Annotated in this window: 15 protein-coding genes; 3 read left to right on the top strand and 12 right to left on the bottom strand. The window is 57.1% G+C overall.

Annotated elements, in window-relative coordinates; all coding sequences use genetic code 11:
• The first annotated feature begins 10 nt into the window (after positions 1-10).
• Positions 11-1540 carry a peptide MFS transporter gene (locus tag CA832_RS00535; protein WP_088339610.1) on the top strand — a complete coding sequence of 510 codons (1530 nt, stop codon included), beginning with the start codon at positions 11-13 and terminating at the stop codon, positions 1538-1540.
• Positions 1541-1550: 10 nt separating this feature from the next.
• Here the strand turns inward: CA832_RS00535 and CA832_RS00530 are convergent, their stop codons facing one another.
• The 4 genes from CA832_RS00530 to CA832_RS00515 form a co-directional block, all read right to left on the bottom strand.
• Positions 1551-3572 (bottom strand): ComEC/Rec2 family competence protein, encoded by a 2022-nt coding sequence (locus tag CA832_RS00530; RefSeq protein ID WP_088339609.1) that lies wholly within the window; start codon positions 3570-3572, stop codon positions 1551-1553.
• 1 nt (position 3573) lies between these two features.
• On the bottom strand, positions 3574-4131 hold the full coding sequence (locus tag CA832_RS00525; RefSeq protein WP_088339608.1) for a C40 family peptidase: 558 nt from the start codon (positions 4129-4131) through the stop codon (positions 3574-3576).
• Between the two features lie 83 nt (positions 4132-4214).
• Positions 4215-5336, bottom strand: coding sequence for a lipid-A-disaccharide synthase (gene lpxB / locus CA832_RS00520; RefSeq protein ID WP_088339607.1), 1122 nt, complete (start codon positions 5334-5336; stop codon positions 4215-4217).
• Positions 5337-5338: 2 nt separating this feature from the next.
• The gene (locus CA832_RS00515; protein ID WP_088339606.1) at positions 5339-5623 is read right to left on the bottom strand and encodes a hypothetical protein; all 285 of its coding nucleotides are present in this window, start codon (positions 5621-5623) and stop codon (positions 5339-5341) included.
• A gap of 318 nt (positions 5624-5941) precedes the next feature.
• On the opposite strand from CA832_RS00515, the gene CA832_RS00510 reads away from it, so the two are divergent.
• Positions 5942-8068, top strand: coding sequence for a carboxy terminal-processing peptidase (locus CA832_RS00510; protein WP_088340708.1), 2127 nt, complete (start codon positions 5942-5944; stop codon positions 8066-8068).
• Positions 8069-8113: 45 nt separating this feature from the next.
• Here the strand turns inward: CA832_RS00510 and msrA are convergent, their stop codons facing one another.
• Both msrA and msrB read right to left on the bottom strand, forming a co-directional pair.
• Positions 8114-8668 carry a peptide-methionine (S)-S-oxide reductase MsrA gene (msrA, locus tag CA832_RS00505; RefSeq protein ID WP_088339605.1) on the bottom strand — a complete coding sequence of 185 codons (555 nt, stop codon included), beginning with the start codon at positions 8666-8668 and terminating at the stop codon, positions 8114-8116.
• Entirely contained in the window at positions 8661-9119 is a 459-nt protein-coding gene (msrB, locus tag CA832_RS00500) for a peptide-methionine (R)-S-oxide reductase MsrB (protein WP_088339604.1), read from the bottom strand. Before msrB ends, msrA begins: the two co-directional genes overlap by 8 nt.
• A gap of 113 nt (positions 9120-9232) precedes the next feature.
• Between msrB and CA832_RS00495 the strand changes: the two genes are divergently transcribed.
• Positions 9233-10033 (top strand): DNA/RNA non-specific endonuclease, encoded by an 801-nt coding sequence (locus CA832_RS00495; RefSeq protein ID WP_233131673.1) that lies wholly within the window; start codon positions 9233-9235, stop codon positions 10031-10033.
• Here the strand turns inward: CA832_RS00495 and rodA are convergent.
• The 6 genes from rodA to purH are packed head-to-tail and all read right to left on the bottom strand — an operon-like array spanning position 10030 to position 17186.
• Entirely contained in the window at positions 10030-11310 is a 1281-nt protein-coding gene (gene rodA, locus CA832_RS00490; protein ID WP_088339603.1) for a rod shape-determining protein RodA, read from the bottom strand. The genes CA832_RS00495 and rodA overlap by 4 nt on opposite strands.
• Positions 11300-13168, bottom strand: a complete 1869-nt coding sequence (locus CA832_RS00485) for a peptidoglycan D,D-transpeptidase FtsI family protein (RefSeq protein WP_088339602.1) — start codon at positions 13166-13168, stop codon at positions 11300-11302. Before CA832_RS00485 ends, rodA begins: the two co-directional genes overlap by 11 nt.
• A 42-nt stretch (positions 13169-13210) precedes the next feature.
• On the bottom strand, positions 13211-13717 hold the full coding sequence (locus CA832_RS00480) for a rod shape-determining protein MreD (RefSeq protein WP_088339601.1): 507 nt from the start codon (positions 13715-13717) through the stop codon (positions 13211-13213).
• A complete protein-coding gene (mreC, locus tag CA832_RS00475; RefSeq protein ID WP_088339600.1) occupies positions 13707-14525 on the bottom strand; it encodes a rod shape-determining protein MreC in 819 nt (272 codons plus the stop codon). Before mreC ends, CA832_RS00480 begins: the two co-directional genes overlap by 11 nt.
• Positions 14526-14568: 43 nt before the next feature.
• The gene (locus CA832_RS00470; protein ID WP_088339599.1) at positions 14569-15597 is read right to left on the bottom strand and encodes a rod shape-determining protein; all 1029 of its coding nucleotides are present in this window, start codon (positions 15595-15597) and stop codon (positions 14569-14571) included.
• Between the two features lie 56 nt (positions 15598-15653).
• On the bottom strand, positions 15654-17186 hold the full coding sequence (gene purH / locus CA832_RS00465) for a bifunctional phosphoribosylaminoimidazolecarboxamide formyltransferase/IMP cyclohydrolase (RefSeq protein ID WP_088339598.1): 1533 nt from the start codon (positions 17184-17186) through the stop codon (positions 15654-15656).
• Between the last annotated feature and the right edge of the window lie 52 nt (positions 17187-17238).

Below are 17238 nucleotides of genomic sequence, written 5' to 3'. Positions count from 1 at the left end.
CTTCATACAAATGGATGCTGTAAACAAACCCGCGCACAAACGAAAGCTCTTCGGACACCCCGTTGGCCTGTATATCCTCTTCTTTACCGAAATGTGGGAGCGCTTCTCCTACTATGGGATGCGCGGCATCCTGGTGCTTTACCTTACGGCCGAGACCCTTGGGGACAACCCGGGGCTGGGGTGGCTTAATGCCGAAGCCCTGTCTCTGTACGGCTGGTACACCATGCTGGTCTATGTTGCCTCCATTCCCGGGGGGATTATTGCCGACAAGATAGTTGGGCAGAAGCGGGCTGTGATGATTGGGGGCTTCCTGCTGGTAGCCGGGCACGGCATCCTTTCGGTGGAACAGATGTGGGCCTTTTATACCGGCCTTGCCCTGATTGTTTCCGGGGTAGGGATGCTCAAACCCAACATCTCCACCCTGGTAGGCAGCCTCTACCGGCAGGGGGACGAAAGACGCGACAAGGGGTTCTCCATTTTCTATATCGGGATTAACGTGGGTGCTGCCCTGGCAGCTCTTTCGGTGGCCTATGTGGCCGATATCTACGGGTGGCATGCCGGCTTTGGGCTGGCCGCTATCGGGATGGTGCTGGGCCAGGTGGTCTATATGAGCGGGCAGAAATACCTGGTGGAAGTGGGCAACAAGCCCGAAAGGGCCACGGCGGCATCCGGGAATGTCTCCATCGGGGAGATCTTTTCCCAGCAGTTCAGCCGGAAAACCCCGCTTACCGTTACCCTGGCCCTGGCGGTGGTTTCCTCCCTGGTGGCGTTCCTGTTTATTCAGGATCAGCAATGGGCCTATATTCTCTTTTTCATCTTCCTCTCTGTTGTTGTGGGGATGATGATTACCATTTACGGCGACCTGGACAACCAACAGGAAAAGGACCGCTACCTGGTGCTGCTGCTTTCCTTCATCATCGTGATCGTATTCTGGGGCGCCTTCGAACAGGCGGGCGGCCTGATGAACCTCTATGCGGAAAACCGCACCGACCGGATGGTCTTCGGGTATGAAGTCCCGGCTGCGGCCCTGCAATTCTTCAACCCTTTTTACATCCTGATCCTGGCCATTCCCGTAGCCAACTTCTGGCTGTGGTGGAAACACCGGGGCAAGGAAGCCTCCTCCCTCTTTAAAATGGCCAATGGGGTCATTATTATGGGCCTCGGGTTTGTCTTTATGGTCTTTGCCTCCATGCAGTACGAAGCCCTCGGAAAATCTGCCCTCTATTGGCTGGCCCTGGCCTACCTCTTCCATACGGTTGGGGAGCTCTCGGCCTCGCCAGTGGCCCTTTCCTTTATCACCAAGCTCGCACCTGTGCGCTATGGCGCCCTGATGATGGGGGTGTATTTCGCCGCTACAGGCCTGGGGAATAAGGTGGCCGGATTAATCGGGGAATCGGCATCTGAATTGGGAGAACTCACAATCTTCTCCGGGATCACCATTTTCTGTGTGGTCTTCGGACTCCTGGTCATCGCCCTGATCAAACCCCTGAAACGCCTCACCCACGGGGTAGAGGAAGCCGAAAGGAAAATGGACGATTAGGACCCGGGTTCTACTCCGGTTCCAGGATAAACGCCCCGTCTGCCGCAGTATGGTGGAAGGGGATGCCCATATCCCGGCATGTTTCCCGCCAACGCTCCGCGTAACTGTTGTAGTTGCTGCCATCGGCAATGACCTGTTGCGGCTTTAATGCGTCCAGGACGCGTTCCAGGTGTATCCGGGGGGACCCGCTCAGCAAGACAATATCTGCCGGATCCGTTCCTATAGGGTAGCCCCCGCTGCTATCGATACGGATAAGGCGGAGGTCTCCCATCCGGTACGCCTGCCCTAGGGGGAAGGCCACAGGAGCGTCGGTGCGCTCCCCCAAGCGGTAGTCTCGCAAGGAGGCGCTCCAGAGTTCCGGGGTTTGTGTAAACAGGCTTACGGACTTGCCCTTACGATACCAGAACCCGCTGGCCTTGGTACGGTGGGGCACCACCCATTCTGCCTTTCCCAGGCTTCTGTACTCCACTCCAATACCATAAAGGCCCAGTGCCAGGCAAGCGGTAATTGCGAGCACCCTAAAAAGAGGCTTCCGGGCCCGGATCCACACTCCCAGGCACCCTATGGCACATACCCCCAGAGCCAGCTCGGCAGCGTCCCAGGGGATGTCCCGAACCAGGCCCCCGGGGAGGTTGCCCAGGCGGGATACCCCGGCCTGGAAGGTCCCGGCCAGGATGTCATAGCTCTGGAAGAATAAAGGCGGATCTATTCCCAGCGCCCGCAGCCCCAGGACCAGCAGCCCCCCTGTTACCACCAACCCGACAAAGGGCACCAGGAGTAGGTTGGAGACCAGGAACAGGGTGGGAAACTGGTGGAAATAATAAAGGCTTATGGGCAGTACCCCAACCTGGGCCGAGAGGCTCAGGGCCGTCCAGGCCCCAATAGCCTTGGCAGGGCCGCGCCGAAAGGGCCATGTCTGCATCAGGGCAGGATAGAAATGCAGGATGGCCCACACTGCGGCAAAACTCATCTGGAAGCCGGGTTGGAAAAGCCATTGGGGGTCTATGAGCGCGAGCAGGATCAGCGCAGCCAGGGCCAGGAAGTGCAGGCTTTCCCTGCCCCGGCCCAGGAGCAGGGCAAGGGCCAGCAGGCTGAAAAGGACAGAGGCGCGCACGATGGACGGGCTGAATCCCGCGAGCCATGCATACCCCCACAGGCAGCATAACGTAAATCCCACCTGGGTACCCCGGCCCTGCCGGAGGATCCGGATGGGCCGCAGCAACAGGGCCAGGATCCCGGAAAGGATGCCCACGTGAAGTCCGGAAACGGCCAGCAGGTGGGCCACCCCGGCCTGTTGATAGGCCCTGGACAAATCGGCGTCCAGCCCGGAGCGGTTCCCCAGCAGGAGGGCTTTAAGCAGGCCGGAGGTGTCAGAAGACAGGTGGGGATGCTCCAGCAGACCCGCCATCCGGCTTCGGAACCGGGCCAGGCTGTGCCGGTACCCTGGTTTAGGAATAGGGATATGGCGGAAGCGCCCCTGGCGGGTCCTTATGCGGCCCCAAATACCCCGGGTTTCCATGAAATTCTTGTATGGAAAGGCATGGGGGTTTGCGGGTGGTCGGAAGGGCTCTAGCAAGCCCTCAGCCAGCAGGAGGTCCCCGGGCTGCCAGGATTCTGCGAGGACCTCCCTGGGGATTTCCAACAGGATTTTACCCCTTATGGGACGGTCCCCTGTTCGGAGAAGGGTGGCTGTCCAGGGTTGGTAATACCCGGGGCTCCGTTTTTCGTCCAGTTCCAGGAGCAAGGGGGTGGGGGTTTGGTTCGCTGAACGGCTGAAGTGCTCTGGCCGGTTGGGTGGGTGGTGGAGGCAGCCGGCGTGGAAGCCGATGCCCCAGGCAGTCAGGCAGGCCAGCAGCAGGAAGGCCGGGTAGGGCAGGTTCCTCCCGCGGCGCAGGGCCAGGGCCAGGGCCGCCAATAGTAAAAGGGCTGCCCATCCGGAACCCGATTCCGGGTACCCCAGTAACTGCCCCGTGCCAATCCCGGAGGCAAGGCCAACAGCCAAAGCGGCTGCCGGCATATGTGGGTGGTTCATGTCAGAAGACGCGGGTTGCCTTTACAAAGGCATAATTCCAGTAACCTTCGCGCAGGGATGAGACAATGACGCCCCGGGAAGTGGTGGAATGGATAAAACGGATATCGTCGCCGCGGACCTCGACCACAAGCCCCACATGGTTGATCTTGCGGCCCCTCTTTTTTGTGTTGAAAAAGAGCAGGTCCCCTTTGCGGATGTTGCCCAGACGCACCTTTTCGCCCGTATCTGCCATTTGGCTGGAGACCCTGGGCAGGGGTACCTCGTGCTCCTGGAAGGAGACGAACAGCAGACCGGAACAGTCCATACCCTTACGGGTGGTCCCGCCATACCGGTACCGCACCCCAGCATAGGAGAGGGCTGTTTCCACCACAGCGGCTGCTTTGGTAAAGACCTCCGGGGCACTGGGCCCGCTTTGGCGCGTTGCCTGTTCCGATTCAGAAACGGGGCCGGACGGGGGCACTTCAACGGTCCTGGGTTCTGCATAGGTGGTCCGTTTTTTGACCGCCCCGCAACTGCCCAAAAGCAATGCCATGACCGTAATACCCAAGATTCGCCTCATAGGGATGTAACGCTTAACCGTTCCACTAAATTATAGAAATCCCGGAAACCAGCCGGAAGTTGCTCCGGCCAACAGGTTCAAACCTATTCGGCCCGGGTGAAATCCACGATCAGTTTGGCCGCTTTTCTGCTGGCCCCGGCCCCACCCAGTTTTTGCCTCAGCTCCCGATAGTCCCCCAGCTGTTTTTCCCGCCCATTGGGGCTGAGGATTTCGGACAGGGCCTCCTTCAGGGCCTTGGGGGTAAGGGCGTCCTGTATGAGTTCGCGGACGACCTCCCGGTCCATAATGAGGTTCACCAGGGAGATATACTCCAACCGGATCAGGCGGCGGGCAATCTGGTAGGAAATCCAGTTGCCTTTATAGCACACCACCTGCGGCACCTGCAGCAGGGCTGTCTCCAGGGTTGCCGTCCCGCTGGTCACCAGGGCGGCCTCTGCGTGTTGGAGCAGCGGGTAGGTCTGGTCCATGAGCAATGGGATCCCGGTACCCTCAAGGAAAGCGCCATAGGGCTCCTCCCCCAGGTTAGGGGCACCCGCCACGGCAAACTGGTAGTCGGGGAACTCCCGGGTTGCCGCTACCATCATCGGGAGGACCTTGCTGATCTCCTGGCGGCGGCTCCCGGGCAGAAGGGCGATGATCTTTTTATCCGGGGCAAGTCCGTGGCGCTTGCGGAATGCCTCCGGGTCAGGTTCGGGCAGGCCCTGCATGGCATCGATAAGCGGGTGGCCCACAAAGTGCACGGGCATGTGGTGTTTCTCCTCGTAAAAGGCCTTTTCAAAAGGGAGGATTACATAGATATGGTCTATATCCCGCTTTATGCTGGCCACCCGTCCTTCCCGGGAGGCCCAGACCTGGGGGGAGATATAGTAATGGGTGCGGATACCCCGGGCGTGTGCCCATTTGGCAATGCGCAGGTTAAACCCGGAGAAGTCGATAAAAATCAGGGCATCCGGGCCAAAGGCCTCTATATCGGCCTTACAAAACGCCATATTGCGGAAAATGGCGGGCAGGTGGGTCAGGACTTCCACAAAGCCCATAAAGGACATCTCCTTAAAGTGCTTGACAAGGGTCCCCCCGGCCTGTTCCATGCGGTCGCCCCCCCAGCAGCGGATGTCCGCTTCTGGGTCTTCCGCCAGGATGCCACGGATCAGGTTGGACCCGTGCAGGTCCCCGGAAGCCTCTCCCGCAATGATGTAGTACTTCACCTTTAGACGACCTTGTAATAGAGGATGATTAGGGCTGTCAGGACGGTTGCCATCAGCACCCCCCGCGCCCGGTAGTCCCTCCTCAGTTTAAGGAAACCGAAAAAGGCCACAAGGTTCAGGATGGCACCCAGGGCCAGCAGGCTGCCCACGTGGTCTTCCTGCACGGCTGCCTGATAGGTTTCCACTATGCCCATATCCGAAAAGAGCAGGATATAGAGCAGCACCCCTATGGCATTTGCGATGACGCCTACAACGAAGCCGATGGCAATTTCCTTATTGCGATTCATAGAACACAGCGATTTGGTTCCCCGACCAAGTGGCCTGCCCCAGGCGCCTTAAAGGCCTGAAAGGGCCCTGAAGTCAGGGTTTTGGGCTCTTTTTGGCCGATTCCCGGCATGAAATGCACGGGCTTTTCCCGTCGGGTATACTTTCCGGGGTAAAAATACGTTTTTCAGTAATAGGACTCCCGGCCCCGGCATTAACAAAAAATTATGCGCGGCCCTCCCATGCTGGCATGGTTTTTTCTGTATCTTGGGAGTTTAAGTAACGAATGTAGAAGGATTACCGGGGCCTTATACCATGGGGTCCTTTCAAAAAAAATGTACATGAAAAGGAATTTACTACTCGTATTTTTCGTCCCCCTCATTGCAATAGCATCCTGTAGCTTTACCAACCGCTCTTTCGAGTCCGACGACAAGGACAAGCTCCTGCTGGACCTCATTACCTATGTCCTGGAGCGCGGCCACTATGAGCCCAAGGATATCAACGACGATTTTTCCGCCAGTGTCTATGAGGATTTCCTCGATGTGATCGATCCGACCAAGCGCTATTTCCTGGCCTCGGACCTGGCCGAATTCGAACAGTATAAGTTTTCCATAGACGACCAGATCCGAAATACGGAGATCGGGTTTTTTAACCTGGTGTACGACCGCCTGATGGAGCGGATGCAGCAGGCCCGGGACCTCTATGGGGAGGTGCTGGAGGAGCCCTTCGATTTTTCTGTGGAGGAAAGCATCGAGATCGATTACGAAAAGCAACCCTACGCCCAGGACCGCAACGACCTCAAGGAGCGTTGGCGCAAACAACTCAAGTATGCCAGCATTGGCACCTACCACTCCAAACTCAACCTCAGCGCTGCGGAAAGCGCGGACGAGAAGGAGGCCCTGAGCCCTGCCGAGGCCGAGTTGGCCGCCCGGGAAGCCACCAAAAAAACCCTGGATGAATTTTTCGACTTCGTGGACGACCTGGAGCGCAAGGACTGGTTTGTGCAATACCTCAATACCATCGTAGACGAGTTTGACCCCCATACCTACTACTTCGCCCCGGAGGACAAGGAGCGTTTTGACGTTAGCATGTCCGGGAAATTCGAAGGGATTGGCGCCCGCCTGCAAAAGCAACCCGAAGGGGCCAAAATCGTTGAGATCATCAGCGGGGGCCCGGTTTGGAGGGATAAACGCCTGGAAGTGGGCGATGAAATCCTCAAAGTGGGCCAGGACGGGGAACCGCCCGTGAATATTGTGGGCATGCGCCTGGACGACGCCATCAAGCTGATCAAAGGCCCAAAGGGGACCAAAGTGGACCTGACTGTCCGTAAGGTAGATGGCACTATAGACGAGGTAAGCCTGGTGCGCGATGTGGTGGAACTCGAAGAGTCCTTCGCCAAGTCTGCCACCGTCATTAAAAACGAACGCAAGTACGGCCTGATCCACCTCCCGAAATTCTATGTGGATTTCGACGACTACAGCGAGCGCAACGCCGCCACCGATGTGGCCCGGGAAATCGAGCGCCTCAAATCCGAGGGGATGGAGGGCCTTATCCTGGACCTCCGCGACAACGGGGGTGGTTCCCTGAAGACCGTGGTGGATATGGCAGGTCTCTTTATCAAGGACGGCCCTGTGGTGCAGGTGCGTTCCTCTGCCCGCGACAAGGAAATCTACGAAGACCGGGACGAGCGGATCCAATGGGATGGCCCGCTGGTGATCCTGGTGAATGAACTCTCTGCCTCGGCCTCCGAAATCCTGGCTGCGGCCATGCAGGATTACAAGCGCGCCATTGTGATTGGCAGCAAACAAACCTTTGGAAAAGGTACCGTCCAAAACGTGATCCCCCTGGAAAACATCATGCGGAGCAACGAATACGGGGACCTTGGGGCCATTAAGCTCACCACCCAGAAATTCTACCGCATCAACGGCGGGTCTACCCAGCTGGAAGGGGTGAAGAGCGATGTGGTGGTCCCGGACCGCTACAGCTATATCGACCTGGGCGAACGCGACCAGTCCAACCCCCTGAAATGGGATAAAATCAGCCCGGCCGAATACCAGGTCTGGGATGGATACATCGATTTCGAAACCACCATTGCCCGGTCTAAGGCCCGGATGGAAACCCATCCGCAGATTGCCCTGATCGAGGAGAATGCCCAATGGCTCAAGGAGCAGCAGGACGATACCCGCGTGCCCCTGAACTACGACCTCTACAAGCAACGGGAGGCCCAGAACAAGGAGCGTTCCCAGTATTTCCGCTCCCAGATGAAGTACGATTCCAGAATGACTTTCAGTTCCCTGGGTTACGAACAGGAACTGTTTACCAAGGATTCGGTCCTGCGCGAAAAGCGCGACCGCTGGCACAAGGAACTCGCCGGGGATGTCTATGTGGAAGAGGCCATCAATGTGCTGGAAGACATCAAGCTGAACAACTTCAAGAAAGACAAGCTGGCCAGCCGTTTACAGGATTAAGCCCTGGCCCAGAGCAAAAAGCCCCGAAGAAATTCGGGGCTTTTTTTATGACTGGCCTGCAGGGCTTTCCAGGTACTCCGAGAAGGTCTCCCGCAACTTTCGGAGCTTGGGGCTGATCACCACCTGGCAGTACCCTTGTGCGGTATTGCGGCGGTAGTAGTCCTGGTGTTCGGGCTCGGCCGGGTAATAGTTAATCAGGGGGCTTATTTCGGTCACGATAGGGTCCTGGTAATAGGATTGCATAGCTGCCACCACCTCCCGGGCGGTGGTTTCCTGCCCGGGGTCGTGGTAAAAGATAACAGACCGGTATTGCGTACCCCTGTCTGCCCCCTGCCGGTTCAGCGTTGTGGGGTCGTGGGTTCCCATAAAGATGCGGACCAGGGTGGCATAGGAAACCTCCTCCGGGTTATAGGTGATCCGCACGACTTCGGCATGCCCGGTGCGTCCGGAACAAATCTCGCGGTAGGTAGGGTAGCCCGGTACATTCCCCCCGCTGTATCCGGATTCCACATGCTCCACCCCTTTAACTTGCTGGAAAACCGCTTCCGTACACCAGAAGCAGCCACCCCCGAAGGTGGCCGTTGCAACCCCGCTACGCATCGGTTTCGGATTGGTCCAGGCGCAAGGCCTCGGAGTTAATGCAATAGCGAAGCCCGCTGGGGGGCGGCCCGTCCGGGAAAATATGGCCCAGGTGGGCATCGCAGGTATTGCAGCGGGTTTCTACCCGTACCATCCCGAAGGAGGTATCCCGGATGTACCGGACGGCGTTTTCCTTTACCGGCTGGGTAAAGCTCGGCCACCCGGTCCCGGATTCGAACTTGATAGTGGAATCGAACAAGGGGGTATCACAACAGATGCAGCGGTAGAGCCCCGGTTCGTGTGCGCTGCACAGGGCCCCGGAGTGGGGCGCCTCTGTCCCATGCTTCCGGGTGATGCGGAATTGCTCAGGGGTGAGCTGATCCCGCCACTCGGCTTCCGTTTTCTCAACGCGCCGGTCTGGCTCGGGGTTGCCTTGAACGGTAAAGTGGATAATGTCTTTCCAGTGTAACATGCTGTGGGTTTAGGTAGGAAATAGTCGGCACCGGGCAGGGTCCCTTACAGGGGTGTTCCGGTGCTTGTCCCCTGCGAATTTAGTGTAAATTTGGGCAAGCCCCATCCTGGCCTATGCGCAAGAAACAATGGACCTACACCCTGCTGATGGGTGCGTGTATTATCCTTTTCTGGTGGTTTGAGAATTACTACCGGGAGGACCCCTATGGGTCCGGGACCGCACCCGAAACCGCAGATTTTCCGGAGGCCTTTTACCCCAAGGGCCCTGAGGGTGACCTGGTGCGTCACGACTTTTATGTCCTGCAGTACAGCGAGCCGCACGAGCAGGCAGCCTGGGTAGCTTATGTGCTGGACCCGTCCCACCTGACTTACGAGGACCGGGAGCGCCCTTTTTTTGTGGAAGACCCGAAGGTACCCACCCATTCGGCCGACTGGCGCAATTATCGCGGCTCCGGGTACGACCGGGGCCACCTCTGCCCGGCCGGCGACCGGCGTTTTTCGGAGTTGGCCTATAACCAGACCTTTTATACCAGCAATATAAGCCCGCAGGACCGGGAGTTTAATGCCGGGCCCTGGAACGACCTGGAGCAGCAGGTGCGCCGGTGGTGCAAACGCTATGGCAGGCTGTATGTAATCACCGGAGGCGTATTGCGCAATGGGTTGCCCACAATTGGAGACGAAGGCGTAAGTGTGCCGGAATACTTCTTTAAGGTGGTAGTCCGAGGGGAAGGGACTAACCGGAAGGCTATCGGGTTTCTAATGGAAAACAGGCCCCACCAGGCTTCCCTGCACACCTATGCGGTGCCTGTAGACCGTATTGAATCCCTTTCCGGGCTCGATTTCTTCCAAGCTTTGGAACAGCAAGAGGAAGACCGCCTGGAATCCCGGGTACGACCCTCGGACTGGGGGCTTTAATTCCACTCGTTAAGCCGGTTGGCATCCAGCCTCAGGAAGATAAACAGCAGGGTGGTAAAGCCCAGCAGGCCGGAGCCCCCGTAACTGAAAAAGGGCAGGGGGATTCCAATGGTGGGCAACAGCCCGATAACCATCCCGATATTGATAAAGTAGTGGACCAGCAGGATGGAAATGACCCCGTAGCCGTACATCCGGCTGAAAGGGTTTTTCTGGCGTTCCGCCAGGTGGACCAGGCGCAGCAGCAGTACCGTAAAGAGCAGCACTACCGAGGCAGTCCCCAAAAACCCCCATTCCTCCCCGATGGTGGTAAAGATGTAATCCGTATCCTGTTCAGGGACGAAGTCCCCCTTGGTGCGGGTGCCTTCCAGGAACCCCTTTCCCTTGAGTCCGCCGGATTCGATGGCCTTTTCGGACTGGTAGGTGTTGTACCCGATGGTCTTGCGGATCTCCTCCAGCTTCTCCGGGTCTTTTTCCAGGCGGAGCCAGAGGCTGAAGCGGTCGCGGTGGCGCTGTTCGAAGACGTTTTCGAACACAAAATTCACGGAAAGGGAAAAGACCACCGCAGCGCCGTAGACCAACAGAACGGGCAGGAGCGGGATTTTGAAGGAGGGCTTCTTCAGAATATAGATAAGGCCCAGGATAAGGGCCAGGCCAATGCCTACCCAGATGGTCCCGAAGACCAGGGTCGCGATAAAAACCAGGACCGCCATGAGCCCTACTATGAGGTACCACAAGGGCAGGCCTTCCCGGAACAGCACAAAGACCAGGGCAAAGAATACCAGGGCACTCCCCGGGTCCGGCTGGGGGATAATCAGCAGTGCCGGGATGATCACGATCAGCAGGGCGTAGGCCTGGTGGCGCACCTTCTTGATGTCGGTCTGGATATCGCTCAGGTATTTGGCCAGTGCCAGGGCAGTGGTCGTTTTGGCCAGTTCGGAGGGCTGGAAGTTGAAAAACCCCAGGTCGTACCAGGAGGTGGCCCCGGCAATGGTCTTCCCGAAAAGGAACAGCCCCAGGAGCAGGGCCAGAGTAACCACGTAGAACAAACTGGAAAACCGTTCGTAAAACTGGGCTTCCAGGGCCATGATCAGGACAATGACCCCTACGCTGATCAGGATAAAGACCAGTTGCTTCCCATAGCGCTGCCCGGGGTCCAGGATAGAAGGAGAGGACGGGTCGTAGGTGCTGGAGTAGATGCTTAAGAGGCCCATAAGGACCAAGAGGAGGTAGATCAGGACCGAGAGCCAGTCTACCCTTCTGAGCACGCTACCAGACATACTCGTTGATCTTGAATTCCTCCCCGCTGTAGGGTTTGGCGTATTCGTGCTCCAGGGTTTTCTCCAGCATCCGCTTCTCAAGGTCCTTCCGGGTGATCTCCCCTTTCAGGTACTTTTCGATGAGCAGGGAGGCGATATGCCCGGCATAACGGGCCCCGTAATACCCGTGTTCGATATATACCGCCAGGGCAATTTTGGGGTTGTCCACCGGGGCAAAGGCCACGAAAAGGGAGTGGTCTGTGAGCTGGGTGCGCACCCCGTCTATACGGGTAAAGTTCTCCACGGTTCCCGTTTTCCCTGCAATGTCGATGCCCGGGATCTGGATCCATTTGGCCGTCCCTTTTTCATACACATCTGCCATGCCCCGGATAACCGGTTCGAAATGCTGGGGGGCAATGGTGGTATATTTGCGTTCGGTGTAAGTAGGGTCGTCTACCAGGTTATCCCCGATCTGCCGGATCAGGTGGGGGGTGTAGTAGTACCCGCGGTTCGCAATGGCTGCTGTCATATTGGCCAGCTGAATGGGTGTTGCCGCCACCTCGCCCTGCCCGATGGAATTGGAAATGATGTAAGTGGAGGACCAGCGGCCGTCCCCATACACTCGGTCATAATATTCCTTGCCGGGGATCCGGCCAGGCCGCCCGGTGGGCAGGTCGTACCCCAGGTAATCGCCCAGGCCGAAGCTGCGCATATGCTTTTCCCAGACGTCCATGCCGGCATCGGTGGTTTCGAATTTCTCGAAAAATTTGCGGAAGGTACCGGCAAAATAGGCGTTGCAGGAGCGAAAGATCCCGCTGTTCATTGTTCGCAGACCGCCCCCGCAATGACACCCGCGCTTCTTGTTCCCCACATAAAACCCGTTGTAGCAGCGGAAAGTGGTCTCCGGGGTAATAACCCCTTCCTGCAGGGCGGCCAGGGCCTGGAGAGTCTTAAAAGGCGAGCCCGGGCTGGGTTCGGCCAGGATGGAACGGTCCCAGGTGGGCTTGGAAATGGAGTCGTAGTGGAGGGTGCTGTAATTGGCCGAACGTTCCCGCCCAACCAGGAGTTCGGGATTATAGGTTGGCCCGGAGATCATGGCCAGGATTTCCCCGGAGGAGGGCTCAATGGCTACAATGCCCCCGCGTTTTCCGTTCATCAGTCGCTCCCCGTATTCCTGTAACTCCTTGTCCAGGGTAATATGGATTTCGGTGCCGGGCTCTGGCAGGGTGTCCAGGCTTCCGCCCTTGTAAGGGCCAATGTCGCGGTTAAACCGGTCTTTCTGGATGAGTTTGACCCCTTTGCGACCGCGCAGGATTTCCTCGTATTGCTTTTCAATGCCGGTTCTGCCTGTAAGTTCGCCCAGTTCATAATAGGGATTGCTTTTCAGGTCCCATTCGCTCACTTCGCTGATATAGCCCAGCACGTTGGCGGCAGCCGGGGTGTTGTAGTCCCTCAGGGAGCGTTTCTCGATATAAAACCCCTGGTATTTCCGCATTTTCTCCTGTAACCGTGCATAGTCCTCTTTGGAGAGCTGGGGAACCAGGACCGAGGGCAGGCGTGGGGAGTAAGTGCGGGCTTTCTGCAACTGGGCAACGAAGCGCTCCCGGGTAATATTCAGGAGTTGGCAGAACTCCGTGGTATCCAGGGGTTCCACCTCCCTGGGGATGACCATCACGTCGTAGGCGGGCTGGTTGGCCACCAGCAGCTCACCGTTGCGGTCGTAGATGTACCCCCGCTCCGGGTAGTCGTAAACGCGTTTAATGGCAGGGTCGTCCAGGATCTGGTCGGGTGAAAACCGGAATAGCTGCAAATAGGAAAGCCTTCCGATAAAGGAAATCCCTATCAGGATAATGATGGAGGAAAGCACCAGTTTCTTCATAGCTTTTCCGCGGGCATTTCGGTCTTTGGGGCCGGGCCTGGCTTATTCCCGTTGCCGGGCAAACAGGGAGGAAAGCAACAGGGCAAAAACAAAGGTCCCCAGGCCATTGAGTACCACCCGTTTCAAAATTAAGAGCAAATTCGTCAAACTAAAAATTTCCAGGGTATAGAAAACCAGGTGGTGTATCCCTATCAATAACGCAAGAAAAGTGACTTTTTGTACCCGGGTGGAGGCGGAGAGGCGGAAATTCTGGAATTCCAGGTTTACCCCAAAGACAAACCGCATGATGGCAGGCCGGAAATAGGCTGCCGTGAGGCTGGCTACAGTATGCATGGCCAGGGAATCGGTAAAGAGGTCAACGGCAAAGCCAAGTAAAAAGGCAATGCCCAGGAGCGCAGTCCGGTTCTCACGTACCGGGTACCAGTAAAGGAATAGGATATAGACCATGGGGTTGATCTGCCCCAGGAAATTCATCCGGCTGAAAATCAGGACCTGTAGGAGCACGAGGCCTGCAAAACGAAGGATTCCGACCAGGATGCTATTGTTCATCGGAGATTTCGGATTCGAGTTGCAGGAGTTCCGGGCGGAATCGGTTGCGGATTACGTATACCTGCCTCAGGTTGGTCATATCGTTGAACAGCCGTACCTCGATATGGTAGAAGCTGTTGCTTTCGTTCAGGTCGAAGGAATGGATGGTGCCAATGGGAATGCCTTCCGGGAAAATACTGGACATGGCCCCCGTCACAATGGTATCCCCGGCCCTTAAGGGAACCAGCCTGGGGATGTCCTCCAGCTGGGCAAAGCGGAAGTCCTTGCGGTTCCAGGTCAGGGAGCCGAAATAATCCGTCCCGGCAATTTTCGCGTTGATGTTGGAGCGGGTGTTGAGGATGCTTTGCACCGAGGCAAAGTTCGCGCTGGACCGCTCCACGATCCCAAGGATGCCCAGGGGGGTAATGACCCCCATGTCCTGTTGGATGCTGTCCCGAGCCCCCTTGTTGATGGTGATATAGTTATTCGCCTGGGAATAGCTGTTTTTAATGACCTGGGCGGCAAACACCTCGTAGGTGAGCCCGGCCGTATCCAGGGCCGTGCTATCGACCGCCGGGGTGTTGATCAGCAGCTGGCGGAGCCGGCGGTTTTCCTCGGCGAGTTTCTGGTTTTCGGAGTAGAGCCCGAAATAATCCGTAACCGAGGCCGAGGCCGAATAGACCGAGCCGCTGAGCCAGTTGGCGGAGTTGAAGTACCGCGTCCGGTGGTAGGTATTGTTCTGAATGGTAAGGACGAGCCCGATAAGCAGCAAAAAGAGGTAGAGCAAGGAGGTCTTATTCCGTAATATGAAATTGATGATCCTTTGCATACAGCGCTTTGGGGCTGGGCGTCAGGCGGCAGCGCCGCCCCGCCTATTTGATCAGAATGCTTTTGTAGCGCTCCAGGTTTTTCAGGGCGATTCCCGTTCCGCGCACAACAGCCCTGAGGGGGTCTTCCGCGATGTAAACCGGAAGGTCTGTCTTCTGGGACAACCTCCGGTCCAGGCCCCGGAGCATGGATCCGCCCCCTGCCAGGTAAATCCCGGTATTGTAGATGTCCGCTGCCAGCTCCGGCGGGGTTTGGGAAAGGGTCTCCATTACGGCATCCTCTACCCGGAGGATGGATTTATCCAGGGCTTTGGCAATTTCCCGGTAGGAGATAGAAACCTGCTTGGGCTTCCCGGTGAGCAGGTCGCGCCCCTGCACGGACATTTCGTCCGGGGGAGACTGCAGGTCTTCGGTAGCCGAACCTATCTGGATTTTGATATTCTCTGCGGTACTTTCCCCAACATAGAGGTTGTGTTGGGTGCGCATGTAGTAGATGATATCATTAGTAAACACATCCCCCGCAATCTTTACGGATTTGTCGCAAACAATCCCGCCCAGGGCGATAACCGCGATTTCGGTGGTACCCCCTCCGATATCCACAATCATGTTACCCTTGGGCTGCATTATGTCCAGGCCGATCCCGATGGCAGCCGCCATGGGCTCGTGGATGAGGTATACCTCCTTGCCATTGACGCGTTCGGCCGACTCCTTTACCGCCCGCATCTCTACTTCGGTAATGCCCGAAGGGATGCAGATAACCATGCGCAAGGCCGGCGGGAACCACTTCTTTTTCAGGGCCGGGATGCCCTTAATGAACATGTTGATCATCTTCTCGGAAGCGTCGAAATCTGCAATAACCCCGTCCTTCAGCGGTCGGATGGTCTTGATGTTTTCATGGGTTTTCCCCTGCATCATATTGGCCTCGCGGCCTACGGCGATGATTTTTCCGGAAATACGGTCGCGCGCTACAATAGAGGGGCTGTCCACCACTACTTTATCGTCGTGGATAATAAGGGTATTGGCCGTTCCGAGGTCGATGGCAATTTCCTCGGTCAAGAAATCAAAAAAACCCATGGGCTAAAGGTTGCTTCCCGACGAACGGGTAAATTTTACCGGTAAAAGTAGTAAAATTAATGCTTAAAATGACGGGTTCCCGTCATTACCATGGCAATTCCGTTTTCATCGCAATAATCGATGCTCAGCTGGTCTTTTATGGACCCTCCGGGCTGGATTACACTGCGGATTCCGGCATTGCCGGCAATCTCCACACAGTCCGGGAACGGGAAGAAGGCGTCGCTGGCCATAACAGCCCCATTGAGGTCAAAACCAAAGGAGCCGGCCTTATGGATGGCCTGGTTCAGGGCGTCCACCCGGGAGGTTTGCCCGGTGCCGCTGGCGCAGAGCTGTTGGTTCTTGGCCAGGACAATGGTATTGGACTTGGTGTGTTTGCAGATCTTGGAAGCAAAAAGCAGGTCCCTGACCTCCTGGTCCGTGGGGGCTTTTTTGGTGGCGCATTTCAGGTCTTCCGCTGCATCGGTTTTCAGGTCTTTGTCCTGGAATAGGATGCCGTTCAGGCAGGTGCGCACCTGGGTTTCGGGCAGGGGGGTAGGCTTCTGGATCAGCAGAATACGGTTCTTCTTCCCCTTGAGGGTTTCCAGGGCCTCAGCGGTATAGGACGGGGCGATGACCACCTCGCAGAAAAGTTCGTGAACCTGGGCTGCCGTGGCAGCATCCATTTCCCGGTTGCAGATCAGGATGCCCCCGAAGGCGGAAACCGGGTCTCCGGCCAGGGCGTCTGCGTAGGCCTGGGCCAGGGTGGGACGCGTGGCCAGACCACAGGCGTTGTTGTGCTTCAGGATGGCAAAGGTGGGATCTTCCCCCCGGAATTCCTCCATCAGGTTCACGGCTGCGTCTATGTCCAGCAGGTTGTTGTAGGAGAGTTCTTTGCCGTGCAATTGTTCGAAGAGGGCGTCAAAATCCCCGTAGAATACTCCTTCCTGGTGCGGGTTTTCTCCGTACCGGAGCACCCGCCCAACGGGCTCGCTGATTTTCAAAGCGCTACTGGCGCCGCTGCGGTTGAAATAGTTGAAAATGGCGGCATCGTAGTGGGAGGATACCTGGAAGGCCCGGGTGGCAAAGGCCTGTCGGTCTTCCATATCGGTGCTCCCGCCTTTTTCCCCCAGCAGATCCAGCAGGGGTTTGTAGTCTTCCATGGAGGCCACGCAAAGCACGTCCTTGTAGTTTTTGGCGGCAGCGCGGATCAGGGAAATCCCGCCGATGTCGATCTTCTCAATGATGGCTTGTTGTGAGGCGCCCTCGGCAACCGTTTTCTCGAATGGGTAGAGGTCCACCACCACAATATCGAGCTGCGGGATTTCATACTGCCCCAGCTGCTCCAGGTCTTCCTGCAGTTCCCGTCGCCCCAGGATGCCGCCGAATACTTTCGGGTGGAGGGTTTTAACCCGCCCGCCCAGGATGGAGGGGTATCCGGTAAGGTCCTCGACCGCCGTTACCGGGAGGCCCAGCCCCCGTATAAAGGCTTCGGTACCCCCGGTGGAATAGAGGGTTACCCCGAGCTCGTGAAGTTTGCGGACCACAGGCTCCAGTCCGTCTTTGTGAAATACCGAAATAAGGGCGGATGCCGCCTTCCTGGAAGTACTCATGCTAAAGGCTTGTGATAAAAGGTTTAGGCAAGCAAAAGTAGCGCATTTCGCC

It is taken from the genome of Robiginitalea sediminis (assembly GCF_002198115.1).
GTDB lineage: Bacteria > Bacteroidota > Bacteroidia > Flavobacteriales > Flavobacteriaceae > Robiginitalea > Robiginitalea sediminis.
The sequence above is the reverse complement of the archived record's forward strand: the minus strand, read 5'-3'. Positions and strand labels throughout refer to the sequence as shown.